The sequence below is a fragment of the Lacisediminihabitans sp. FW035 genome, from assembly GCF_054880895.1.
This window is the reverse complement of record NZ_CM142187.1, coordinates 3,427,054-3,450,563: the sequence shown is the minus strand read 5'-3', so window position 1 is coordinate 3,450,563 and position 23,510 is coordinate 3,427,054. Positions and strand designations below refer to the sequence as shown.

General features: G+C 66.1%; 19 protein-coding genes. 10 read left to right on the top strand and 9 right to left on the bottom strand.

Going from position 1 to position 23,510, the window contains the following annotated elements; all coding sequences use genetic code 11:
- Positions 1-52: 52 nt before the first annotated feature.
- Together ACVXZ4_RS16540 and ACVXZ4_RS16535 are read left to right on the top strand one after the other, a co-directional pair.
- Positions 53-442, top strand: a complete 390-nt coding sequence (locus ACVXZ4_RS16540; RefSeq protein ID WP_461795878.1) for a DUF5684 domain-containing protein — start codon at positions 53-55, stop codon at positions 440-442.
- Positions 443-494: 52 nt separating this feature from the next.
- Complete coding sequence (locus ACVXZ4_RS16535) at positions 495-1,034, top strand: NUDIX hydrolase family protein (protein ID WP_461795877.1); 540 nt, start codon at positions 495-497, stop codon at positions 1,032-1,034.
- A 192-nt stretch (positions 1,035-1,226) separates the two neighbouring features.
- Here the strand turns inward: ACVXZ4_RS16535 and ACVXZ4_RS16530 are convergent, their stop codons facing one another.
- From ACVXZ4_RS16530 to ACVXZ4_RS16515, 4 genes are all read right to left on the bottom strand, one after another.
- Entirely contained in the window at positions 1,227-2,765 is a 1,539-nt protein-coding gene (locus ACVXZ4_RS16530) for a DEAD/DEAH box helicase (RefSeq protein WP_461795876.1), read from the bottom strand.
- Positions 2,766-2,994: 229 nt separating this feature from the next.
- Complete coding sequence (locus ACVXZ4_RS16525) at positions 2,995-3,615, bottom strand: DUF1684 domain-containing protein (RefSeq protein WP_461795875.1); 621 nt, start codon at positions 3,613-3,615, stop codon at positions 2,995-2,997.
- A 2-nt stretch (positions 3,616-3,617) separates the two neighbouring features.
- Positions 3,618-4,448 (bottom strand): SDR family NAD(P)-dependent oxidoreductase, encoded by an 831-nt coding sequence (locus ACVXZ4_RS16520; RefSeq protein ID WP_461795874.1) that lies wholly within the window; start codon positions 4,446-4,448, stop codon positions 3,618-3,620.
- Positions 4,445-4,924, bottom strand: a complete 480-nt coding sequence (locus ACVXZ4_RS16515) for a hypothetical protein (protein WP_461795873.1) — start codon at positions 4,922-4,924, stop codon at positions 4,445-4,447. Before ACVXZ4_RS16515 ends, ACVXZ4_RS16520 begins: the two co-directional genes overlap by 4 nt.
- An 89-nt stretch (positions 4,925-5,013) precedes the next feature.
- Between ACVXZ4_RS16515 and ACVXZ4_RS16510 the strand changes: the two genes are divergently transcribed.
- Positions 5,014-5,319 carry a DUF427 domain-containing protein gene (locus tag ACVXZ4_RS16510; RefSeq protein ID WP_461795872.1) on the top strand — a complete coding sequence of 102 codons (306 nt, stop codon included), beginning with the start codon at positions 5,014-5,016 and terminating at the stop codon, positions 5,317-5,319.
- A 19-nt stretch (positions 5,320-5,338) separates the two neighbouring features.
- Here ACVXZ4_RS16510 and ACVXZ4_RS16505 read toward each other — a convergent pair whose 3' ends face one another.
- A complete protein-coding gene (locus tag ACVXZ4_RS16505) occupies positions 5,339-5,935 on the bottom strand; it encodes a CGNR zinc finger domain-containing protein (RefSeq protein ID WP_461795871.1) in 597 nt (198 codons plus the stop codon).
- A gap of 115 nt (positions 5,936-6,050) precedes the next feature.
- Between ACVXZ4_RS16505 and ACVXZ4_RS16500 the strand changes: the two genes are divergently transcribed.
- The gene (locus ACVXZ4_RS16500) at positions 6,051-6,476 is read left to right on the top strand and encodes an SRPBCC domain-containing protein (RefSeq protein ID WP_461795870.1); all 426 of its coding nucleotides are present in this window, start codon (positions 6,051-6,053) and stop codon (positions 6,474-6,476) included.
- A gap of 22 nt (positions 6,477-6,498) precedes the next feature.
- Here the strand turns inward: ACVXZ4_RS16500 and ACVXZ4_RS16495 are convergent, their stop codons facing one another.
- Genes ACVXZ4_RS16495 through ACVXZ4_RS16480 form a run of 4 tightly spaced genes read right to left on the bottom strand, consistent with a single transcriptional unit; the run spans position 6,499 to position 9,543 of the window.
- Positions 6,499-6,963, bottom strand: coding sequence for a SprT-like domain-containing protein (locus tag ACVXZ4_RS16495; protein ID WP_461795869.1), 465 nt, complete (start codon positions 6,961-6,963; stop codon positions 6,499-6,501).
- Positions 6,956-7,468: a hypothetical protein gene (locus ACVXZ4_RS16490; RefSeq protein WP_461795868.1), complete on the bottom strand. Its 513-nt coding sequence runs from the start codon at positions 7,466-7,468 to the stop codon at positions 6,956-6,958. Before ACVXZ4_RS16490 ends, ACVXZ4_RS16495 begins: the two co-directional genes overlap by 8 nt.
- Before the next feature lie 10 nt (positions 7,469-7,478).
- A complete protein-coding gene (locus tag ACVXZ4_RS16485; protein ID WP_461795867.1) occupies positions 7,479-8,600 on the bottom strand; it encodes a PQQ-dependent sugar dehydrogenase in 1,122 nt (373 codons plus the stop codon).
- 49 nt (positions 8,601-8,649) lie between these two features.
- Positions 8,650-9,543, bottom strand: coding sequence for a spermidine synthase (locus ACVXZ4_RS16480; RefSeq protein ID WP_461795866.1), 894 nt, complete (start codon positions 9,541-9,543; stop codon positions 8,650-8,652).
- Positions 9,544-9,677: 134 nt separating this feature from the next.
- On the opposite strand from ACVXZ4_RS16480, the gene ACVXZ4_RS16475 reads away from it, so the two are divergent.
- The 6 genes from ACVXZ4_RS16475 (at position 9,678) to ACVXZ4_RS16450 (ending at position 23,342) form a co-directional block, all read left to right on the top strand.
- Positions 9,678-10,037 (top strand): group I truncated hemoglobin, encoded by a 360-nt coding sequence (locus ACVXZ4_RS16475; protein ID WP_461795865.1) that lies wholly within the window; start codon positions 9,678-9,680, stop codon positions 10,035-10,037.
- Between the two features lie 343 nt (positions 10,038-10,380).
- Positions 10,381-13,890, top strand: coding sequence for a DNA-directed RNA polymerase subunit beta (rpoB, locus tag ACVXZ4_RS16470; RefSeq protein ID WP_461795864.1), 3,510 nt, complete (start codon positions 10,381-10,383; stop codon positions 13,888-13,890).
- Between the two features lie 64 nt (positions 13,891-13,954).
- Complete coding sequence (locus ACVXZ4_RS16465; protein WP_461795863.1) at positions 13,955-17,836, top strand: DNA-directed RNA polymerase subunit beta'; 3,882 nt, start codon at positions 13,955-13,957, stop codon at positions 17,834-17,836.
- A 731-nt stretch (positions 17,837-18,567) separates the two neighbouring features.
- Positions 18,568-20,238: a GspE/PulE family protein gene (locus tag ACVXZ4_RS16460; RefSeq protein ID WP_461795862.1), complete on the top strand. Its 1,671-nt coding sequence runs from the start codon at positions 18,568-18,570 to the stop codon at positions 20,236-20,238.
- 87 nt (positions 20,239-20,325) lie between these two features.
- On the top strand, positions 20,326-22,119 hold the full coding sequence (locus tag ACVXZ4_RS16455; RefSeq protein ID WP_461795861.1) for a type IV pilus twitching motility protein PilT: 1,794 nt from the start codon (positions 20,326-20,328) through the stop codon (positions 22,117-22,119).
- Positions 22,116-23,342, top strand: coding sequence for a type II secretion system F family protein (locus ACVXZ4_RS16450; protein ID WP_461795860.1), 1,227 nt, complete (start codon positions 22,116-22,118; stop codon positions 23,340-23,342). The genes ACVXZ4_RS16455 and ACVXZ4_RS16450 overlap by 4 nt, the downstream gene beginning before the upstream one ends.
- Positions 23,343-23,510: the final 168 nt, after the last annotated feature.

Genomic DNA, 23,510 nt, shown 5'->3' with positions numbered 1-23,510 from the left:
TAGGCTTCCTCAGGGATGGGGCCGGAATTCCGTGCTCCCGGAGGGGGCACTGATGGACTTCAACTTCTATACGAACCAGATGTCGGGGGAGCAGTCGACCACGAGCAGTCTCGTCTCGCTCGTCTTCTACGTGATCGCCGTGATCGCCCTCTGGCGAGTCTTCACGAAGGCGGGCCGACCGGGCTGGCTGGCGATCATCCCCATCGTCAATGTGGTCGTGCTCGTGCAGATCTCCGGTCACAGCGGATGGTCAGCCCTTCTCTTCCTCATCCCCATCGTCGGCTTCGTCTGGGCGATCGTCGTGTCGATCCATGTCGCGCAGAGCTTCGGAAAGGGCGGCGCGTTCGGTTTCTTCCTGCTCTGGCTCTTTTCGATCATCGGATACCTCATCCTCGCCTTCGGAGCGAGCACCTACCGCGACCGCCGGACGCTGATCGCCTAGACCCGGCGCGCGGGTCGTCATCCGGGAGTCCGCCGATAAGTGACAATGGAGCATGAGCTCAGTAGGCACTCCTGACCCGAACTCCGGCTGGCTGTCCGATGAGGAGCTCGCCGAAACGCGTCGACGACTTCCGCTGCTCTACGTGGAAGCGGTGCCCGTGCGCGTGGATGGCGTCGGCCAAGTGACCGAGGTCGGCATCCTCTTGCGCGCCAACTCGGCGGGGGCGATCACCCGCACCCTCGTCTCCGGGCGGGTGATGTATGGCGAGAGCCTTCGGGACGCGCTGTTCCGTCACCTCGAGAAGGATCTCGGGCCGATGGCGTTCCCGCTGCTTCCCGCGAGCCCGATCCCCTTCTCCGTCGCCGAGTACTTCCCTTTTCCCGGGTCGCAGTTCACGGATGACCGCCAGCACGCGGTCTCGCTCGCTTACGTCGTGCCGGTCACCGGCACCTGCGATCCTCGCCAGGACGCCCTCGAGCTCACCTGGATGACCCCGCAGGAGGCGGCATCGGAGGCGGTCTCCGTCGAGATGGAGGGTGGCCGCGGCGCACTCGTGCGTGCGGCCCTCGCCTCGGTCGGCCGCCTGTACTGAGCGTCCTTCCCGGCTGTCCGCCTCTGCCGTCCGGCTCCGCTGGCCCTCTCTGCTGCCGCGAGTGACACGCGCGCCCGAATGTGCGGGCGCGCGTGTCACTCGGCGGCGCGGGGGGTGGTCCCGGGCGTCCTGAGGGTGCGAAAGAGGGCCCTCACACCGCGGTGTGAGGGCCCTGTCAGATCGTGTAACTGACTAGCGACCGCCGCCGCCACTGCGACGACGTCCGCCCCCCTGCGACATTCCGACGAGTCCGCCTCCGGATCCGGCACGACCGGCACCGGATGACGCACCGCCGCGCGGAGCACCCCCGGAGCGAGGAGCGCCGGATGACGCGCCCTCACCGCTTGCCGTGCTGTAGAAGTTGCGCGAGCCTCCGACGGGAGCGGCACCGTCGCGGTTGGCGCGCTTGCGCTGGGCGTTCGCACCCTGCGAGCCGCCCTGCGAGCGACCCTGTCCGGCGGCGCGCCCGCCCTGAGACTGGCGCTGTCCGGACCGGGCACGCGGGGCACCCTGCACCTGGGCGGCGGCGCGAGGAGCCGGCTTGACCCAGGCCGCGACGTCGCCGACGAGGGCGGCAACGGCGGCGGAGTCGGCGGTCACCTGCTGCGGGGTGACGGTGATCTCCGCCTTCTTGAGGAGAGCTGCGGTGTCGCGACGCTGTGTGGGGAGCACGATCGTGACGACCTCGCCCTCCTTGCCGGCGCGGGCTGTGCGGCCAGAGCGGTGCAGGTAGGCCTTGTGCTCGGCCGGCGGGTCGACATGGATCACGAGTTCGATGTCGTCCACGTGAACCCCACGAGCCGCGACATCCGTCGCCACGAGCACGCGGGTGTCGCCGGCAGCGAAGGACGCGAGGTTGCGGTCACGCTGCACCTGCGACAGGTTGCCGTGCAGGTCGACGGAGGGGATGCCCGCGTCGGTGAGCTGCTTGGCCAGCTTCTTGGCGTGGTGCTTGGTGCGCATGAAGAGGATGCGGCGTCCGGTACCGGAGGCGAGCTTCTCGATGAGGAGACGCTTGGCTTCGACCGAGTCGACCTCGAACACGTGGTGTGTCATCGCACTGACATGAGACGTAGCCTCGTCGACGGAATGGAGCACCTCGTTGTGGAGGTACTTCTTCACGAGACGGTCGACGCCGTTGTCCAGCGTTGCGCTGAACAGCATGCGCTGGCCTGACTGCGGGGTCTTGTCCATGATTCGGGTGACCACGGGGAGGAATCCGAGATCGGCCATGTGGTCGGCCTCGTCGAGGATCGAGATCTCCACGGCATCCAGCTGCACGAAGCCCTGCTTCATGAGGTCCTCGAGGCGACCGGGGCAGGCGACGACGATGTCGACGCCGGCCTTGAGCGCCGCGACCTGGCGCTGCTGCGAGACGCCGCCGAAGATCGTGACGGACTTGAGGCCGTAGACATCCGCGAGCGGGGTGAGCGCAACCGTGATCTGCGTGGCGAGCTCGCGGGTCGGGGCGAGGATGAGCGCGAGCGGCCGACCGGGACGGCGCTGGCCGCCGGCGAGCGAGCCGCCGAGCCGCGCGATCATCGGGATGGCGAACGCGAGGGTCTTGCCACTGCCGGTCTTGCCGCGCCCCAGCACGTCACGCCCGGAGAGCGTGTCGGGCAGGGTGTCGACCTGGATCGGGAACGGGGATTCGATCCCCTGCGCGGACAGCGCCGAAACGAGGGGGGCCGGCACGCCGAGCGCGCCGAAAGATGAAGTTGATTCAGACATGGTGGAGCTTTCGGATAGAACCACACCCGGCGATCGAGCTTGTCGAAACCCTGGTGTGAAGTGGCGAGAGCGACAGTGGCCGCAATCGATCGCCGCAGAAAGTATCTACAACCCGTTCGCGCCGCAGTTGTCGAGTAAAACCTGGGGTGCGACGGGGAGAAGAGGGAGCGTTCAACGACGCAGGGAGACCTTCGTGGTCTCACAAGTACCCTCAGCCTAGCAGGTGCCTTCAGTGGACCCCGGAATAGCGTTCGCCTACCGGGATTTCCACTGCCACGCGGTTGCCGGCCTGGGCAAGGGGGCAGGCCCACGCCGGGTCGTAGGCGCACGACGGGTTGTAGGCGAAGTTGAAGTCGAGCACGAGGGAGTCCGGCGCGCGGCCCGGGCCGAGATCCGCTCCCTTGATGGTGTCGAGGAGGTAGCGTCCGCCGCCGTAAGTGCCCCCGGCCAGCCCGGCTAGGGCATCCTTCACCGGCAGGTAGATGCCGCCGCCGTAGCTGCCGAGCTTCCAGACGTCCAGGGAGCCGACCCCCGGAATGTCGGCGACCCCGAGCAGGTCGAACGGCACTATGCCGTCGGTGCCCGTCTCGAAGTCCATGTGCCGCGGCTCTGCCGGTGTCAGGGCGACCTCGAACCGCCAGTCCGGGTCGTAGGGCTTCACCGGGAGACCGGTGAACACCGCGAGGTCCTCGGCGAGCAGCGGAGAGGACGGATGCTCGGCGAAAAGCCGGTCCCGTTCGCGTCGCCACAGGTCGTGGGCGGCGAAGAGATCCGTCGCGCCGCGCACCTCCGCGTAGAGCGCGAAGACCCGGCGACGCCAGTCGGCCACTTCGAATGCGGTGATCGTCATGCTCAACCGACCCAGCGGCTTGTCGCACCGATGATCGCGGACCCGTCGAGGTCGGCGAGCTTCGGCGCAATGAAGTTTCGAGCGGTCTCCGAGGTCTGGACCCGAAACGCCGGGGAGTCGGCGAGCAGGGTCGCCACGATGGCCCCGGCGGCGTCCGCGGACGTCTGCGCCGCGCTGAAAGCTCCCGCGGTGCGCTCCAGGTAGTTGCCGAGGGCCGTGCCGTAGGGCCCCGCCGCCTCGACCATCGCGGGCACATCGATCCCGACGTTGGAGACGAATTCACTCCCGACGGCACCCGGTTCGACCACCGTCACGCGCACCCCGACGGCTGCCGCCACAGGGGCCAGGGCCTCCATGAACCCCTCGACCGCGAACTTAGCGGCACAGTACGCCTCGTTGAAGGGCTGGCCGACCACCCCGCCGACGCTCGTCACCGTCACGAGGCGGCCGGCGGACGCGCGCAGGTGCGGCATGACCGCCTTCGTCATCGCGACGACCCCGAAGAAGTTGACCTCCATCGTGGAACGCACCTCGTCGATGCTCTCGAGCTCGATGGTGCCGACGTGGCCGGCGCCGGCGTTATTCACGAGGGCGTCGATCGAGCCGTGGTGGGCGACGACTTCGGCGACGCAGGAGGCGATGGAGTCGGCATCCGTCACGTCGAGGCGGCGGATGTCGAGGCTCACGCCGGCGCTCGCCGCCGCCGCGCGGAGTGCATCCGCCTTGCCCGGGTCGCGCATCGTCGCAACGACCGTGTGGCCGGCGGCGGCAGCCTGGACAGCGGTTTCGAGGCCGATTCCGGAGGAGGTTCCGGTGATGAGGGTGACGGTCATGAGACGGGCGCCTTCCAGGTGGGGGCGAGCGAGCGGATGCGGGCGGCGCGCCACTGCCAGAACGCCCAGTAGCCCAGCCAGAGAAGCGGAGTGAGGGAGCCGGCCTCGAAGACCAGCTGGTCGCGGTAGAGCGTGCGGCCGCCGGCCGCGGGAGCGATGGCGATGGAGTGCTGCCATTTCGTCACGAGGGCGAGTGGACCACTGAGTCCTCGCCCGTCGTCACGCTGGACGCGCACGTCATCGTGCCGCTCGGGGTAGGAGATGCCAATCACCTGCTCGCCGATCGGCACGATCCCGAAACTCGAGATCTTCACCGGGTGCTCGCCCGGCGACCAGAACGGGGGGAACCCCACTCGCTCGAGCGACTCGAAGGTGGTGAACGGTGCGGACACCTGCTGCATGCCGCGCGGGGAACGCACGGCGTTCCAGGCGGCATCCGGGGTGCAGTCCAGCACGAGCTTGAGGAGGATTCGCATCGCTCAAGTCTGCCACCGTCGCCTGAGGGAATTCAGGTTGCGCGCGTAGCGTTACGCCCAGTACCAACCCACAGTCTCCAGGAGGAATCATGACCCAGGCAATTCTCAACGGCGTCGTAATCGCCGACGCTCCGCAGGAAGACCTCATCAAGATCGAGGGCAACTGGTACTTCCCGCCGTCGAGCGTAAACAGCGAATTCCTCGTCGACAGCGCCACCCCGTACACCTGCCCGTGGAAGGGCGAATGCCAGTACTTCAGCGTGAAAGACGGCGACGCGCTGCTGCAGGACCGCGCCTGGAGCTACCCTCACCCCTACGAGACGGCTTTCGCTCGCACCGGCGGCAAGGACTTCAGCAACTACGTGGCCTTCTGGAAAGAGGTGCAGGTCGGCTAGACCTGCATATTCATTCCGATCAGCTCGAGCTGGTGCGCGCGCGATGCGCGCGCACTTTCGCCCGGTTGCCGCACCGCTGCATGGAGCACCAGCGGCGGTTATTGGAGCGCGACTCGTCGTAGAAGACCAGGTCGCAGTCATCCGCAGCACACTCGCGGATGCGATCGGTCGGGTCGGCGGCGAACAGTTCCACGGCCTCCCTCGCCAGAACGGAGAGGGCCTGGCTCGCTTTCGCCCGGGAGCGCCCGGCCTGTCGCGTGCCTCCCACCAGGGAGGGCGCGATGTCAGGCGTCGCGGCGAACAGGTTGATCACGTCCACGTCGTCCGAGAGGATCTCCTCGCCTCGACTGCGGGCGACTGCTGCGCGGGCGAGCGATCCGCGTAAGGCTCGCGCGTCGATCAGGTCGCGGTCCGTCGCTCCATCCACGACCTCGGGGAACCTCCCGCTGAGCCACGCCGTGAGATCGGATGCCGCGTACATGGTCTCCCCGCCCGCATCCAACACGGCGCCCGTGTAGGCGAAGTCGATCGCGAGCGATCCGGAATCGAACCACCAGGAGTGGCCATCGGTCATGGTCATCTGCTGGCCGGTCGGGCGGCCCTCGGTCGCGTGCATGTAACCAATATAGCCAGTTACGTCTCCCCGGTGCTCCCTCTTCAGTGCGCGAGGCCGGGATGCGGCCGCGCACCCTTCGTGGCAGAGTCGGAGGCGACATCAGGAGAGAGAGCCCATGAGCGACAGCACGGCAAAGCCCAGCACGGGAAAGACCAAAGGTGCCGGCTGGGAGGTCGGCGTTCGCCAGACCGTCGCCGCCTCGGGGGATGTCGTCTGGGCGTTCCTGCTCGGCGAGGGTCTCCCGTTGTGGCTCGGCGAGACCGCCCTCCCGCACGCGAAGGGCGAGACGTACCGCACGGCCGATGGCATCGTCGGCGAGGTGCGTGGCTACACCGAGGGCACGAAGGTGCGGCTGACCTGGCAGCCGGATGACTGGCCGCACGAGACCACCCTGCAGGTGTCGGTCAAGGAGGTACCCGGCGGTACGACCATCGTGCTCCACCAAGAACGCCTCGCCGACCGGGACGAACGGCGGATGATGCTCGGCCACTGGAAGAACGTCGCGGCCCACATCGCCGCCGCCTTCGACCCGAACCGCTGACTCTCGCAGAAGACCGCAGCGGTCAGCGTTGCCGCGCCACCTCGCGCCGTGTCCAGGCGATGGTGTGCGCTGCGTCGAACCGCCGGGAGCACTTGCCACACGCCAGCGTGCGGGTCGGACGGCGGTACCGGTAGTGGAGATGGCCGGCCGGGCAGGCGCCTACCCACGGTGCGAGTTCGCTGGCGATCGCCCCGTCGTGTAGGCGCTTGCCCTCGTAGCCGAGGTCGGCGGCGACGGATTTCCAGCGCGGCCCATGGCCGGCCCGCGTGCCGGCGATCGCGTGGGCGACCTCGTGGAGCAGCACCTGGTGGATCTCGTCGTCCTCGTACCGCGACGCGAGATGGCGCGAGACGCTGATCGTCTTCGAGGTGTAATTGCAGAGGCCGGCGCGTGTCTTCGCCGTATCGAAGGCGAAGGTCCAGGCCGGGTCGAGGTGCAGGGTGATCAGGGCATCGGCCCAACGGCGCACCCGTAGGAGATCAGCCATTCGCAGCCGCCTGACGGGTGGCGATCTCGAGCGCGAATCGAGCCGCCTCGATCTCGTCGACAGGGGCCTCGGATCCGGTGCGGATGTCGAGGGCTGCGCTGAAATCCGCCCGCGCTTCGGCGAAGCGGCCGAGGTCGAACAACACGGTTCCCGCACAGAAGACGGCCGCTCCTTCGAGGGAGGCCCATTCTTCGAGGGCGGCGGTCGCGCGCACGGCGGTCATCTCGGCGAGGGCGCGGTCGAGTTCTCCCTGATGCTGGAAGACCCGCGCTCGCCGCAGGCGTGCCGTGGTCAGCTGCTCCCGGTCTCCGCCGAAGTGGGCGAGCCGGAAGGCCTGCTCGGCGGCAACCAGCGCCTCCCCGTTGCGACCGAGCAATCGCAGCAGCTCGGCCTTCTCTCCCAGCGCTGCCGTGCTTCGACCATTGCCGAGCTGGCGCAGCCGAAATTCCGCGGCAGCGCGGTCGACGAGCTCGCGCAGGGTCTCGGGGTCGTAGCCGGTAATCATCCCTTCGAGATTAACCCGCCGGGGAGACATCCAGTCGCACCTCGAGCAGTTTGTCGTCCCCGGCTGTGGGCGACCCCCGCCCGTCGGTGTTGTTGGTGAGAATCCAGAGGGATCCGGCCGGGCCGGGCACCGCATCGCGCAGGCGACCGAACGATCCGGTGAGGAACGGAATCGCAGTCGTCGCGGATCCCGGCGAAATCGCCCACAGGCGTTCGCCCCGAAGGGCGGCGAGGAAGAAGGTGCCGTCGACGAAAGCGAGTCCACTCGGGCTCGCGTCGGAGGTCGGCCACTGGTACTCCGGATCCACGAAGCCGTCCTTCGCTCCGATGCCCTCGACGATCGGCCAGCCATAGTTGCGGCCGGGCTCGATGCGATTGAACTCGTCCCAGGTGTTCTGGCCGAACTCTGCCGCCCAGAGCTGACCGGTCGAGTCCCAGGCGATGCCCTGCGGATTGCGGTGGCCGAGCGAGTAGACGAGCGAGCCGGCGGTCGGGTTGTCGCGCGGCACGGCGCCGGTGGGCGTCATCCGCAGGATCTTGCCGTTCAGCGATGCGGGATCCTGGGCGCGCGAGGGCACCCCGGCGTCGCCGACTGTCGCGTAGAGCATGCCGTCCGGGCCGAAGGCGATCCGGCCGCCATCGTGGTTGCCCGCCCGCGCGAGCCCGGTCAGGATCGGGGTCGCGGCTCCGAGCCGATACGATCCGGATGCCCCGTCGAGCGGCATCCGCACGATGCGGTTGTCCGTGGCAGTCGTGAGGTAGGCGTAGAGCATGCGGCCGGAGCCTGCGGAGTCGCGCGGCGGTGTCGCCAGCCCGAGCAGACCACCCTCGCCGACATGAACCACACCCGGCACCACCCCGACGTCGCGCAGCCGACCCGAGGGGAGCCGCTCCACCACCGTGCCGGAATCGCGCTCGCTGATCAGGGTGGAGTCAGCGGTGCCGAGTCGAACGATCGACCACGGTGCCTCGAGGCCGCTCGCAAGCACGGTCGGATCGCCCACCGGGCGGAGTGCCCCGGGGGGAGAGGCGGAGGCCGTCGGGGCCGCAGGGCGGCTCGATTCGGGGCTCGCGGTGCATCCCGCGAGCAGGAGCACCACCGCAGCGGACAGGGCAAGGCGACCTCGGACCATGACTCGAGTGTGCCTTCGCTTGCTGACAGTTGCAGGTCAGCGGCCCGGGTCAGTCGCGATTGCCCGCCTGGAAGATGTTCTTCGCCGGGGGAGGGGACTGCACCGCCGTGTCGTCGGTGACGATGGAGGCTCCCGCGATCCAGTTGCGCAACTCCGCGCCCTCCACCACTTTCGACGGATGCGGTCCGCCGGCCAGCAGCCGCGGCATCCAGTCGAGGGGCAGCGGTGCGCGCGAGCCCACCATCACCACGTTGCCGAAGCGACGGCCCTTGAGGATCTGCGTCTCGGCGAGGGCGGCGACGTGCCCGGTTCCCGCCAGCCCCGGGCCTGACTGCGCCGTGGCGGCGAGCATGGTGGCCGCCTGGCCGCGCGCGAACGCGAGGCCGGGACCGTCGGCGACGTTCGCGACGATGATGCCGTCGGGCTTCAGCAGCGCCACCGCCTCCCGGTAGAACTCGAGGCTGGTCACGTGCGCGGGGGTGCGGGCGCCGCTGAAGACGTCCACCACCAGGAGGTCCACCTCCCCCCGGAGTCCTCCCGGGAGCTTTCCGAGCACTTCGCGGGCATCGCCGTGCCGGACCCGGATCGAGGCGTTGCGGGGCAGGGGGAGGTGGGCGCGCACGAGGTCTACGAGGTCGGTCTCGATCTCGACCACCTGCTGGCGGGATCCCGGTCGGGTCGCCTCGATGTAGCGGGGCAGGGTGAACGCGCCGGCGCCGAGATGCACGGCGGTGAGAGGCTCGCCCGGCATCCCGATCTGGTCGATCACGTGCCCGATGCGCTGGATGTACTCGAAGAACAGCTGGCTGGGATCGTCGAGGTTCACGTGGGACTGCGGCGTGCCGTCGACGATCAGGGTGAAGCTGCCCGGCACCCAGCGGTCGGGCTCGATCACCGCGCGGTAGCCACTGAGCTTCAGGATCGCGGAGGGATGTTCGGTCACCACACCGACCATGCCACACTCACCGCCAGACCGCGGGCGTCCCTCATCCGGGGAGCACCAGTTATGGGGAATTGTCTGGATACCTACCAATGCATGAGAATGACTCTGGATCAGCTTCCGGCGAAATGGACCCCATGAATTTGTACGACGAGATCGGCGGATCATCCGCGGTCACGGCTGTTGTCGAGGACTATTGGCGCCGGGTGAGCGCCGACGAGATCCTGGCACCGTGGTTCTCCACAATCGACAGCCGCCAGCTCAATTTCCACCTTCGCGCCTACCTCACGGTGGCGCTCGGGGGGCCCGAGGAGTACGAGGGGCGCAGCATGCGCCATGCGCATGCTGGGCTCTCGGTGACCGGAACCGCCTTCGATCTTCTGGTCACGCGATTGAACGAATCGCTGCTTGCCGTTGGCGCCACTCCCGAAAGCATCGTGAAGGTGGATGCCCGACTCACCTTGCTCCGCCCGGTGATCGTCGAGCGCGAGGCCTGACCGGGCGTCTGCGGACTTTCGGGGCCGGCGCGCCAGCCCGGATTGACCGTTTCGGCCCGGGTTGTGGCCGTCGCGCCCCGAAAGTCGCCCGGCCCGCCGGCCGCTTCGCCCCGAAAAGTCGACGGTTATACTCGCTTTTTCGAAATTGGTCAAGAATCGACTTGCACTTGTGATCAATTCCGGCCTATAGTGGTTCTTTGCGCTCCCAGGAAATCTCTGCCTTCATATTGCGGTCGGCTGCGCTCGTCAACGACGAACACACCCCTGGAGCGAAACCCATCACCGACTGAACTCCTTACTTAGGCAACGGGGCGCGTAACACCGCCCACCGGAGGTTATTTCCTTGGCTGCTGCTCGCAACGCATCCACCACGAACTCGTCGAAAAAGGGATCTCCCAAGAACGGACGCTCAGCTGAGCGTCTCTCGTTCGCGAAGATCACCGACACGCTGACAGTTCCCGATCTTCTCGCACTCCAGACGGAGAGCTTCGACTGGCTCGTCGGGAACGACCTCTGGAAGGAACGCGCTGCAGAGGCGAAAGCCTCCGGTCGCCAGGACCTTCCGGCACTCACCGGCCTCGAAGAGATCTTCGAGGAGATCTCCCCGATCGAGGACCTCGGCGAGACCATGCAGCTCTCGTTCACGAATCCCTTCCTCGAAGAGAAGAAGTACTCGATCGACGAGTGCAAGGAGAAGGGCAAGACCTACTCCGCCCCTCTCTACGTCGAGGCCGAGTTCATGAATCACCTCACCGGTGAGATCAAGACGCAGACCGTCTTCATGGGCGACTTCCCGCTGATGACCCCCAAGGGCACCTTCGTGATCAACGGCACGGAGCGCGTCGTCGTCTCCCAGCTCGTGCGTTCGCCCGGTGTGTACTTCGAGCGCCAGCAGGAGAAGACATCCGACAAGGACATCTACTCCGCCCGCATCATCCCGAGCCGTGGTGCCTGGCTCGAGTTCGAGATCGACAAGCGCGACCAGGTCGGCGTGCGCATCGACCGCAAGCGCAAGCAGTCGGTCACCGTGTTCCTCAAGGCCCTCGGCCTCACCAGCGAAGAGATCCTCGAGGAGTTCAAGGGCTTCGCGTCCATCGAGCTGACGCTCGAGAAGGACAACATCCTCACGAAGGATGAGGCGCTCAAGGACATCTACCGCAAGCTCCGTCCAGGAGAGCAGGTCGCCGCCGAGGCAGCCCGCGCGCTCCTCGACAACTTCTACTTCAACTCCAAGCGCTATGACCTGGCGAAGGTCGGTCGCTACAAGATCAACCGCAAGCTCGGCATCGACGCGCAGCTGTCGAACTCGGTGCTCAGCCAGCAGGACATCCTCGCGACGATCAAGTACCTTGTCGCCCTGCACGACGAGCAGAAGACGCTCCCGGGCATCCGAGATGGCAAGCCGGTCGAGCTCCGCCTCGACGTGGACGACATCGACCACTTCGGCAACCGTCGCATCCGCGCGGTCGGCGAGCTCATCCAGAACCAGGTGCGCACCGGTCTCTCCCGCATGGAGCGCGTCGTCCGCGAGCGCATGACCACTCAGGACATCGAAGCGATCACCCCGCAGACCCTGATCAACGTGCGCCCCGTCGTCGCCGCGATCAAGGAGTTCTTCGGCACCTCGCAGCTCTCGCAGTTCATGGACCAGAACAACCCGCTCGCGGGTCTCACCCACAAGCGCCGCCTTTCGGCGCTTGGCCCGGGTGGTCTGTCGCGTGAGCGTGCCGGTGTCGAGGTGCGAGACGTTCACCCCTCGCACTACGGCCGCATGTGCCCGATCGAGACCCCGGAAGGCCCGAACATCGGCCTGATCGGATCGCTCGCGTCGTTCGCACGCATCAACTCCTTCGGTTTCATCGAGACCCCCTACCGTCGCGTCATCAACGGTGTCGTCTCCGAGACCATCGACTACCTCACGGCGAGCGAAGAGGACGAGTACGTGGTGGCCCAGGCCAACGCGCCCCTCACCCCCGACGCCCGCTTCGCCGAGCCCCGTGTGCTCGCTCGTAAGAAGGGTGGAGAGGTCGACCTCTTCCTCATCGACGAGATCGGCTACATGGATGTCTCGCCGCGCCAGATGGTGTCGGTCGCGACTTCGCTCATCCCGTTCCTCGAGCACGACGATGCAAACCGCGCCCTCATGGGTGCGAACATGCAACGCCAGGCCGTCCCGCTGCTGCGCAGCGAGTCGCCGCTCGTCGGTACCGGTATGGAGGGCTACGCGGCCATCGACGCCGGAGACGTGATCACCGCGGATGCCGCGGGAGTCGTCTCCGAGGTCTCGGCCGATGTCGTCACCATCCAGCTCGATGCCGGCGGAACGCAGGACTACTACCTGCGCAAGTTCAACCGCTCGAACCAGGGAACGTCGTACAACAACCGCGTCATCGTCAGTGCGGGCGACCGCATCGAGGTCGGCCAGGTTCTCGCCGACGGCCCTGCGACGGAGAACGGCGAACTCGCCCTCGGAAAGAACCTCCTCGTGGCATTCATGCCGTGGGAGGGCTACAACTTCGAGGACGCGATGATCCTGAGCCAGAACCTGGTGAAGGACGACACCCTCTCCTCGATTCACATCGAGGAGTACGAGGTCGACGCCCGCGACACCAAGCTCGGCAAGGAAGAGATCACTCGCGACCTGCCGAACGTGAGCCCGGAGCTGCTTGCAGACCTGGACGAGCGTGGGATCATCCGCATCGGTGCCGAGGTACGCCCCGGCGACATCCTGGTCGGAAAGGTCACGCCGAAGGGCGAGACCGAGCTCTCCGCCGAGGAGCGTCTGCTTCGCGCCATCTTCAACGAGAAGAGCCGCGAGGTGCGCGACACCTCGCTCAAGGTTCCTCACGGTGAGGCCGGAACGATCATCGGCGTCAAGGTGTTCGACTCGCAGGACGGGGACGACGAGCTCGGCTCGGGCGTCAACCAGCGCGTGGTCGTGTTCATCGCCCAGAAGCGCAAGATCACCGAGGGCGACAAGCTCGCCGGCCGTCACGGCAACAAGGGCGTCATCTCCAAGATCCTCCCGGTCGAAGACATGCCGTTCCTCGCCGACGGAACGCCGGTCGACATCATCCTGAACCCCCTCGGTATCCCCGGACGAATGAACTTCGGCCAGGTTCTCGAGACTCACCTCGGATGGGTTGCAAAGCAGGGCTGGGATATCAAGGGCAACCCGAAGTGGGCCGCCAAGATCTCCGACGAGGCCAAGTCGGCCGCCCCCGGCACCAAGGTCGCGACCCCGGTGTTCGACGGCGCGCTCGAGGCCGAGATCGAGGGTCTCCTCGACTCCACGACCCCGACCCGCGACGGCGACCGCCTCATCGGTTCGTCCGGTAAGGCCCAGCTGTTCGACGGCCGCTCCGGCGAGCCGTTCCCGCAGCCGGTCTCGGTCGGATACATGTACATCCTGAAGCTCCACCACCTCGTGGACGACAAGATCCATGCACGCTCGACGGGTCCGTACTCGATGATCACGCAGCAGCCGCTGGGTGGTAAGGCGCAGTTCGGTGGACAGCGATTCGGTGAGATGGAGGTCTGGGCCCTCGAGGCCTATGGCGCCGCTTACGCCCTGCAGGAGCTTCTGACGATCAAGTCGGATGACATCCTCGGTCGAGTCAAGGTGTACGAGGCCATCGTCAAGGGTGAGAACATCCAGGAGCCCGGTATCCCCGAGAGCTTCAAGGTGCTCATCAAGGAGATGCAGTCGCTCTGCCTCAACGTCGAAGTGCTTTCGGCGGACGGCACGGCAGTCAGCCTGCGCGACACGGACGACGAGGTCTTCCGTGCCGCCGAGGAGCTGGGAATCAACATCTCCACCCGCTTCGAGAACTCGTCGATCGACGACATCTGAGCTAGCTAAAGCTCTTTGGTCACGATCCAGACAACGACAAAACTTTTCTAAAGTAGGAGAAAAATTGCTCGACGTAACAACGTTCGATGAGCTTCGTATCGGCCTCGCAACCGCTGACGACATCCGTCGCTGGTCGCATGGTGAAGTAAAGAAGCCCGAAACGATCAACTACCGCACGCTCAAGCCCGAGAAGGACGGCCTCTTCGGAGAGCAGATCTTCGGCCCGAGCCGCGACTGGGAGTGCTCGTGCGGCAAGTACAAGCGCGTGCGCTTCAAAGGAATCGTCTGTGAGCGCTGTGGTGTAGAGGTCACGAAGTCGTCGGTGCGCCGTGAGCGCATGGGCCACATCGAGCTCGCAGCCCCGGTCACCCACATCTGGTACTTCAAGGGCGTTCCGTCGCGCTTGGGCTACCTGCTCGACATGGCTCCGAAGGACCTCGAGAAGGTCATCTACTTCGCCGCTTACATGGTCATCTCCGTCGACGAGGAGGGCCGTCACGACGACATGCCCGGACTCGAGAACGAGATCCGCCTCGAGATCAAGGAGCTGGAGAGCCAGCGCGATGCCCGCATCGCCGACCGCCTCCAGCGCCTCGAGACCGACCTCGCCGCCCTGGAAGAAGAGGGTGCCAAGGCCGACCAGAAGCGACGCACCAAGGATGTCGCCGAGAAGGAGATGGGCCAGGCCCGCAAGTCCTTCGACGAGCAGATCGCCCAGCTCGAGCGCGTGTGGGATGACTTCCGCAGCCTCAAGGTCGGCGACCTCAAGCCCGAGGATGCCGTCTTCCACGACCTCCAGGACCGTTTCGGCGTGTACTTCGAGGCCTACATGGGCGCCGAGGCCATCCAGAAGCGTCTCCAGGCCTTCGACCTCGCCACCGAGAGCGACGACCTCCACGACCAGATCGCCAACGGCAAGGGCCAGAAGAAGATCCGCGCCATCAAGCGCCTCCGTGTGGTCAACTCCTTCCTCCAGACCGGCAACTCGCCGGCCGCCATGGTGCTCGAAGTCGTTCCGGTCATCCCGCCGGAGCTGCGCCCGATGGTGCAGCTCGACGGTGGACGTTTCGCCACGTCCGACCTCAACGACCTCTACCGTCGTGTGATCAACCGCAATAACCGTCTTCGTCGACTGCTCGACCTCGGTGCACCCGAGATCATCGTCAACAACGAGAAGCGGATGCTGCAGGAGGCCGTCGACGCACTGTTCGACAACGGTCGCCGTGGTCGCCCCGTCACCGGTACCGGTAACCGGGCGCTGAAGTCCCTGAGCGACATGCTCAAGGGAAAGCAGGGTCGTTTCCGCCAGAACCTGCTCGGAAAGCGCGTGGACTACTCCGGTCGTTCCGTGATCATCGTCGGCCCGCAGCTCAAGCTGCACCAGTGTGGTCTGCCCAAGCAGATGGCACTCGAGCTGTTCAAGCCGTTCGTGATCAAGCGCCTCATCGACCTCAGCCACGCTCAGAACATCAAGAGCGCCAAGCGCATGGTCGAGCGTTCGCGCCCGCAGGTGTGGGACGTGCTCGAGGAGATCATCCGCGAGCGCCCCGTGCTGCTGAACCGTGCACCCACCCTTCACCGCCTGGGTATCCAGGCGTTCGAGCCTCAGCTCGTGGAGGGCAAGGCCATCCAGCTGCACCCGCTCGTCTGTGCGGCGTTCAACGCCGACTTCGATGGTGACCAGATGGCTGTGCACCTTCCGCTGTCGGTCGAGGCCCAGGCCGAGGCGCGCATCCTGATGCTCGCCTCGAACAACATCCTGAAGCCTTCCGACGGCCGCCCGGTCACCCTGCCGACGCAGGACATGATCATCGGTCTCCACCACCTCACCACGCTCAAGGAAGGCGTCGTCGGCGAAGGCCGCGCGTTCTCCTCGATCGCCGAGGCGATCCTCGCTCACGACCAGCACTCGGTCGACCTCAACGCGAAGGTGCGCATCCGCCTGTCGGATGTCGTCTTCGCCGAGGGCCAGGAGCCGGAGGGCTTCGAAGCCGGCAAGCCGGTGCTCGTCAACACGAGCCTCGGACGGGCCATCTTCAACGAGACCCTTCCGGCGGACTACCCGTACGTCGAGGCCGTCGCCGACAAGGGTCAGCTCTCCGCGATCGTCAACGATCTCGCCGAGCGGTACCCCAAGGTGGAGGTCGCCGCAGCACTCGACCGCATCAAGGACGCCGGATTCCACTGGGCATCCCGTTCCGGTGTGACCGTCGCACTCAGCGACGTGCTCACCCCGCCGAACAAGCGCCAGATCATCGAGGGCTACGAGAAGCAGGCCACGAAGGTGCAGACCCAGTTCGAGAAGGGACTCACGACCGACGCCGAGCGTCGCCAGGAGCTCATCGAGATCTGGAACAAGGCAACCGCCGAAGTCGCCAAGGCGATGGAAGACAACATGCCGGCCGACAACACCATCAACCGCATGGTCACCTCCGGTGCCCGTGGTAACTGGATGCAGGTTCGCCAGATCGCCGGTATGCGTGGACTCGTGTCGAACCCGAAGGGTGAGATCATCCCCCGCCCGATCATCTCGAGCTACCGCGAAGGACTCTCGGTCGCCGAGTACTTCATCGCGACTCACGGTGCTCGCAAGGGTCTGGCCGACACGGCGCTTCGTACCGCCGACTCCGGATACCTCACGCGTCGCCTCGTGGACGTCTCGCAGGATGTCATCATCCGCGAAGACGACTGCGGCACGACCAAGGGTCTCGACATGCCGATCGCGGTGCAGGATGCCGCGGGCAACTGGGCTCTGGACGTCAACGTCGAGAACTCGGTCTACGCTCGCAGCCTCGCCGCTGACGCCGTCAACGACAAGGGCGAAGTCATCGCCCAGGCCGGTGCTGACGTCGGAGACGTGCTGCTCGACACCCTGCTCGCCGCCGGTGTTCACAACATCAAGGTGCGTTCGGTGCTCACGTGTGAGTCCGCTGTCGGTGTGTGCGCGACCTGCTACGGCCGTTCGCTCGCGACCGGCAAGCTCGTCGACATCGGAGAGGCCGTCGGCATCATCGCGGCCCAGTCGATCGGTGAGCCCGGCACGCAGCTCACGATGCGTACCTTCCACACCGGTGGTGTGGCATCCGCGGATGACATCACCCAGGGTCTGCCGCGCGTCACCGAGCTGTTCGAGGCCCGCACCCCCAAGGGTGCGTCCCCGATCGCCGAGGCCGCCGGTCGCATCACGATCGAGGACACGGACCGCAGCCGCAAGCTGATCCTGACCCCCGACAACGGTGACGAGCCGATCGCCTACCCGGTGCTCAAGCGCGCGACCCTCCTCGTCGAGGACGGACAGCACGTCGAGCTCGGACAGCAGCTGCACGTCGGCGCCATCGACCCGAAGGAAGTCCTTCGAGTCCGCGGTGTCCGTGCCGTTCAGATCCACCTCGTCAGCGGTGTTCAGGGCGTCTACCGCTCGCAGGGTGTGCCGATCCACGACAAGCACATCGAGGTCATCGTTCGCCAGATGCTCCGCAAGGTGACTGTCGTCGACCACGGTGACACCGGGCTGCTTCCGGGTGAGCTCGTCGACCGCCTCAAGTACAACGAGCTCAACCGCTCCGCGCTCACCGAGGGCAAGAAGACAGCATCCGCTCGCCAGGAGGTCATGGGTATCACCAAGGCATCCCTCGCGACCGAGTCGTGGCTGTCGGCCGCGTCGTTCCAGGAGACCACGCGTGTTCTCACGCAGGCCGCCATGGAGGGCAAGTCCGACCCGCTGATGGGCCTGAAGGAGAACGTGATCATCGGAAAGCTGATTCCCGCCGGAACCGGTCTTCCGAAGTACCGCAACGTCTCCGTCGAGGCGACGGAAGAGGCGAAGGCCGAGCGCTACCCAAACCGCATCTTCACTGATGACTCGGTGTTCTCGGAGGCGGACCTCTCGTTCGTCGACTTCGACAGCTTCTCGTCGGACGACTACACGCCGGGTACGTACAACTAAGCACCACTCGCTGGTCGAGTAGCGCCGTCTTCGGCCTACTGCTGGTCGAGTAGCGCCGTCTACGGCGCGTGTCGAGACCGCTCCACGAATGGCCCTTCACTGCGGTGAGGGGCCATTCGCGTTTCCCGGGTCCGCCCGCGCCGCGCCCCGGAGTGACACCCGCTTCCGAAAGTGCGAGCGCATGTGTCACCACGGCGCGCGGAGACCGGTGGTCGAGTAGCGAGCGCCAGCGAGCGTGTCGAGACCGAGGGGCGATCACTCTCGATGGAGTGGGTCCCCTCCGCGGTTGACTGGCGAGAAGTACACCTTCGTTCCCTTCGGGAACATGTACTTCCCGCCAGTCGCCCTCAGCCGGACACGACTGCCGTCAACCCCTCGACCCCGTCCCGCGCCCCGGAGTGACACGGGCGTCCGAGAGTGCGGGCGCGTGTGTCACAGAGGGGCGCGCTAATCGACCACCGCCCGACCACCGCCTGGTCTCGATACGCGCGCTGCTGGCGCTACTCGACCACCGCTGGTCGAGTAGCGCCGTCTTCGGCGCGTATCGAGACCCGCGCATCCGAATGGCCCCTTTACTACGCCGTGCGCCTCTTCGTGGTCAACCACGCCGTGCCCCCCTATCGCGGGACTGTGTTTGCCCCCGTTGCGCGGATAACGTGGGATTTCCGGGGGGATCGTCCTACTTTCGTTTTGCGTCCTTCCCGTCGAACACGAAATGAAAGGGCGCGGGAATGTCTTCAGTTGCTGAGATTCTCATCATCCGTGGCCTCATGCCGATCGAGAGTCTCGATGACATCAGCGGAGACCCGGCCACTGATGAACTCCAGATCATCAACCTGATCGACAAGGGAGTGCTGACCGACGTCCAGGTCGCGTCCGCACGTGCCGCACAAGCCGGGCTCCCCTTCGTGGAACTCGTGGACTTCCCGATAGACCGCACCGCGGTATCCCTCGTCTCCGCCGCGCTCTGCCGTCGGCACGACCTCCTCCCGCTCTCCGTCGCCGGCGACACGATCACCGTCGCCATGTCCAACCCCGGCGACGTCTTCGCCCTCGACGACATCCGAGCAGCGACGCGGATGCGCGTCAACGCGGTCGTCGCTGAGCGCCAGGACCTGCGCAACGCCATGAACCGCCTGCTGCGCGCCGACGGCGAGCTCAGCGATCTCACGACCGCGCTCGAGGAGGAGGTCAAGCCGTCCGCCGACATGGTTCCGGTGGGGAGCGATGCCTTCGAAGACGACGCGCCGATCGTGCGATTCGTCAACCTGCTCATCAGCCAGGCCATTCAGGACCGGGCGTCCGACATCCACATAGAGCCCGCCGAGCACGAGATGCGGGTGCGGTACCGCATCGACGGCGTCTTGCACGAGATGCAACGGGCTCCGAAGCAGATCCAGAACGGAGTCATCTCCCGCCTCAAGATCATGAGCGACATCGACATCGCCGAGCGTCGCAAGCCGCAGGATGGCCGGCTCTCGGTGATCCACGGCGGCCGCAAGGTCGACCTCCGGGTCGCGACCCTGCCGACGGTGTGGGGCGAGAAGGTCGTCATGCGAATCCTCGACAACTCGGGGTCCAGCATGAGCCTCGACGACCTCGGGCTGCTGAAGCGCAACTTCGACGTCTACAAGAAGTCGTACACCAAGCCCTACGGCATGATCCTCGTGACCGGACCGACCGGATCCGGCAAGTCGACCACCCTATACACCACCCTCAACACGGTGGCCAAGCCCGAGATCAACGTGATCACGGTCGAGGACCCGGTGGAGTACCGCATGGCCGGCATCAACCAGGTGCAGGTGAACCCGAAGGCCGGGCTCACTTTCGCGAGCGCGCTGCGGTCGATCCTGCGATCGGACCCGGATGTCGTGCTCCTCGGTGAGATCCGCGACCATGAGACCGCGCAGATCGCCATCGAAGCGTCGCTCACCGGTCACCTCGTGCTCTCGACCCTTCACACCAACGACGCCCCAAGCGCGATCACGCGTCTCACCGAGATGGAGATCGAGCCGTTCCTGGTCGGATCTGCGCTCGACTCGGTGGTCGCCCAGCGACTCGCCCGTCGACTCTGCGACCGCTGCAAGCAGCCGTACACGCCGATAGCCACCGAGATGGCGGCCTTCGGCTTCTTCATCGATCCTGACCAGCCCGTGCCGACGCTCCACCAGCCGATCGGATGCTCGGTCTGTTCGAACACCGGCTACCGGGGGCGTATCGCGATCCACGAGATCATGGCGGTGAGCGAGGAGATCGAGCGAATGGCTGTCCGTCGAGCGTCGAGCGCCGAGATCAAGAGCGTCGCGATGGCCGAAGGCATGCTCACCCTGCGCCAGGACGGATGGTCGAAGGCCCAGATGGGCCTCACCTCCATCGAAGAGATCCTGCGCGTGGTCGCCTAGCTCACACATTTTCCGTGTCCGTGGGGGGCTCGGGTCACACGTTGTACCAAGGGGGATATCCGAATGAACCAGCCGTATGAAATTCCGGTGGGTAACATCACACCGATCCTGTCGCCGCGTCGCGCGGCACAGGCTGCCGCAGACGCCGCGGCGATGAACGCCGATCCGCTTCACTATGCCTCGACGCCGTATGTCGCGCCCGAATACGTCGAGCCGGCCGGCCAGCTGCCCCCGGAGGAGTTCTTCGCGAGCCAGCCCCAGAGGCTCTCGCCCGACCTCGCCCCGCCCGTGGCGGGAACCTCGCCGTTCGGGGTGGCACCCCCGGCGGCCACCTATTCCCCGACGATCGAGCCGGATGCCTACGACCTCACGATCATCCCGCCGGCAAGCGCCGCTCCCGTCTACGCTGCGCCGACCTACGCCGCCGCGCCGCCGCCCTCCGTCGCCCACAACTACGAGGCGCCGTCGACGCCACCCGCCTATGACCTGTTCGAAGCACCGGCCCCGGTTGTCGCGGCTGCGGCACCCCAGGCAGCCCCGTCCGACACCAGCTCACTCCTCGAGCAGGCGCTCGCCGACATCACCGCCGGCTCGACGTCGAGCTACGATCTCGACGATCAGCAGGACCTGCAGTATTCCGCGGACCTCGACGACGTTCAGGATCGCGACGAGACGCCGTTCTACGAAGATCCCACCGCCGGTGAAGGCAACTCCTCTCCGCGACTCAACGTGGACGCCGACCTCATCGCCGCTCTCACCGATGTGCTGTACTCCGGCGCATCCGACCTGCACGTGACCGTGAACGCTCCGCCGACCATCCGGGTGGATGGCGTGCTACGGCAGGTCGACGGCACATCCGTCTGGAACCGCGCGAAGGTCACCTCCGCCCTGCTCAGCATCCTCACCGCCGAGCAGAAGGTCGCGTTCGACAAGGAACTCGAGCTCGACCTCGCGTACACCCTCTCGGCCAACGCGCGATTCCGCGTCAACATCTACCAGCAGCGCAACTCGATGGGGGCCGCGTTCCGACTCATCCCCACCGAAATCAAGCAGCTGAAGGACCTCGGTGTGCCGGAGACCATCGGCAGGTTCGCCAAGCTCCCTCGTGGCCTCGTGCTCGTCACCGGGCCGACCGGTTCGGGCAAGTCCACCACCCTCGCCGCGCTCATCGACCTCGTCAACCGCACCCGGGCCGACCACATCGTCACCGTGGAAGACCCGATCGAGTTCATGCACAAGAACCACAAGTCGCTGGTCAACCAGCGCGAGGTCGGACCGGACACCCACAGCTTCCAGTCCGCTCTCAAGCACGTGCTGCGGCAAGACCCCGACGTGATCCTGATCGGTGAGCTTCGAGACCTCGAGACGATCTCGGTGGCCCTCACGGCGGCCGAGACCGGCCACCTCGTGTTCGCGACCCTCCACACGCAGGATGCGGCCCAGACCATCGACCGCATCATCGACGTGTTTCCTCCTCACCAACAGGGCCAGGTGCGTTCTCAGCTCGCGGCGGTGCTCCAGGGCGTCGTCTGCCAGACACTGGTGAAGAAGGCGAGCGGATCCGGCCGAGTCGTCGCTACCGAGATCCTGATCGCGACGCCGGCCATCAACAACCTCATCCGCGAGGGCAAGACCTACCAGATCGCCTCCGCCATGCAGGCCGGTCGCGATCACGGGATGCACACCATGGACTCGCACCTCGCGGATCTCGCCAACGCCGGCATGATCACCGTCGCGGCCGCGATCGAGAAGGCGCAGGACGTCGAGTCGCTGAAGCAGCTCATCCACCGTGGTGAGAGCGCGTCGGATGTCGCGGCGCAAGCCATGGCCGCCACCGGGATCGACTTCAAGGACGCCTACTCGAGAAAGATCGGTGAATGATGGCCACTCTCGCCTACGCCTACAAGGGCCGGGATGCCCAGGGCAAGGTCGTCAAGGGCAGGCTCGAAGCATCCACCGAATCGAACGCGGCGATGCGCCTGCGTTCGATGGGGGTGTCCCCGACCTCGATCGAGGAGTCCAAAGAGGGCACCGGTCTCAACATGGAGATCAAGTTCCTCAGCAAGGGCGTCGGGCTGAAGGACCTCGCCATCATGAGCCGCCAGATGGCCACGATGATCGCGGCCGGACTCTCACTGCTTCGCACCCTGACGATCCTGGCCGACCAGACCGAGAACAAGGCACTCGCCTCGACCCTCGGCGAGGTTCGCACCGACATCGAGGGCGGTTCTTCACTGTCTGCGAGCTTCGCCAAGTTTCCCCGGGTCTTCCCGAGGCTCATGATCCACCTCGTGCGCGCGGGTGAGACCGGCGGGTTCCTCGACGGAGCACTGGAGTCGATCGCCAACAACTTCGAGTCCGACGTGAAGCTGCGGGCGACCATCAAGTCTGCGCTGACCTACCCGATCGCGGTGCTCATCATGGCCTTCGTGGCGGTCATCGCCATGCTCATCTTCATCGTGCCGGTGTTCCAGGCTATGTTCACCAGCCTGGGGGGCACGCTGCCCCTTCCCACCCAGATTCTGGTGACGCTCTCGCAGAACATGGTGTGGATCTTCCCGCTGCTCGTGGTGATCATCGTCGGAACGAACGTCTGGTGGAGGTTCAACAAGGAGGATGACCGGGTCCGAAGCATCTTCGACCCGCTCAAGCTCAAGATCCCGGTGTTCGGAGGTCTGTTCGCGAAGGTGGCCGTCGCGCGCTTCACCCGCAACTTCTCTGCGATGATCGGTGCCGGTGTTCCCATCCTCCAGTCCCTCAGTATCGTGGGGGAGACCTCCGGGAACTGGGTCATCGAAGATGCCCTGAAGAAGGTGCAGGAGTCGGTGCGCACGGGAAACTCGATCGCCGCGCCCCTCGCCCAGCAGCCCATCTTCCCGTCGATGGTCGTTCAGATGATCGCCGTCGGAGAGGACTCCGGGGCGCTGGAGATCATGCTGACGAAGGTCGCGGACTTCTATGAGGAAGAGGTGCAGAGCACCGCAGAGGCGCTCACCTCCCTCATCGAGCCGCTCATGATCGCTGTCATCGGCACGGTGATCGGCGGAATGATCGTGGCGCTGTACATGCCGATCTTCACCATCTTCAACGCGATCAACAAGTAGAGCCGCCGGTGCCCGTGCTAGCGTGCGGGCATCACCGCGTCACCGCGAAATGCCGCAATACCCCCTAACTGGGGCCGGATTTCGACTGTTTCACCCCTGTTCGCGGGATTTCGGGCTGCTTACGCCGCCGCCACCATGATCTCAGGGGGCAGTGTTACCGGTGCCACC

Coding starts and splice junctions, on each gene's coding strand:
- ACVXZ4_RS16510 (WP_461795872.1), top strand. CDS start 5,014: ATGACCCAGGCAATTCTCAACGGCGTCGTAATCGCCGACGCTCCGCAG.
- ACVXZ4_RS16540 (WP_461795878.1), top strand. CDS start 53: ATGGACTTCAACTTCTATACGAACCAGATGTCGGGGGAGCAGTCGACC.
- ACVXZ4_RS16495 (WP_461795869.1), bottom strand. CDS start 6,963: ATGGCTGATCTCCTACGGGTGCGCCGTTGGGCCGATGCCCTGATCACC.
- ACVXZ4_RS16520 (WP_461795874.1), bottom strand. CDS start 4,448: ATGACCGTCACCCTCATCACCGGAACCTCCTCCGGAATCGGCCTCGAA.
- ACVXZ4_RS16450 (WP_461795860.1), top strand. CDS start 22,116: ATGATGGCCACTCTCGCCTACGCCTACAAGGGCCGGGATGCCCAGGGC.
- ACVXZ4_RS16500 (WP_461795870.1), top strand. CDS start 6,051: ATGAGCGACAGCACGGCAAAGCCCAGCACGGGAAAGACCAAAGGTGCC.
- ACVXZ4_RS16485 (WP_461795867.1), bottom strand. CDS start 8,600: ATGGTCCGAGGTCGCCTTGCCCTGTCCGCTGCGGTGGTGCTCCTGCTC.
- ACVXZ4_RS16515 (WP_461795873.1), bottom strand. CDS start 4,924: ATGCGAATCCTCCTCAAGCTCGTGCTGGACTGCACCCCGGATGCCGCC.
- ACVXZ4_RS16530 (WP_461795876.1), bottom strand. CDS start 2,765: ATGTCTGAATCAACTTCATCTTTCGGCGCGCTCGGCGTGCCGGCCCCC.
- ACVXZ4_RS16475 (WP_461795865.1), top strand. CDS start 9,678: ATGAATTTGTACGACGAGATCGGCGGATCATCCGCGGTCACGGCTGTT.
- ACVXZ4_RS16490 (WP_461795868.1), bottom strand. CDS start 7,468: ATGATTACCGGCTACGACCCCGAGACCCTGCGCGAGCTCGTCGACCGC.
- ACVXZ4_RS16460 (WP_461795862.1), top strand. CDS start 18,568: ATGTCTTCAGTTGCTGAGATTCTCATCATCCGTGGCCTCATGCCGATC.
- ACVXZ4_RS16525 (WP_461795875.1), bottom strand. CDS start 3,615: ATGACGATCACCGCATTCGAAGTGGCCGACTGGCGTCGCCGGGTCTTC.
- ACVXZ4_RS16535 (WP_461795877.1), top strand. CDS start 495: ATGAGCTCAGTAGGCACTCCTGACCCGAACTCCGGCTGGCTGTCCGAT.
- ACVXZ4_RS16505 (WP_461795871.1), bottom strand. CDS start 5,935: ATGCACGCGACCGAGGGCCGCCCGACCGGCCAGCAGATGACCATGACC.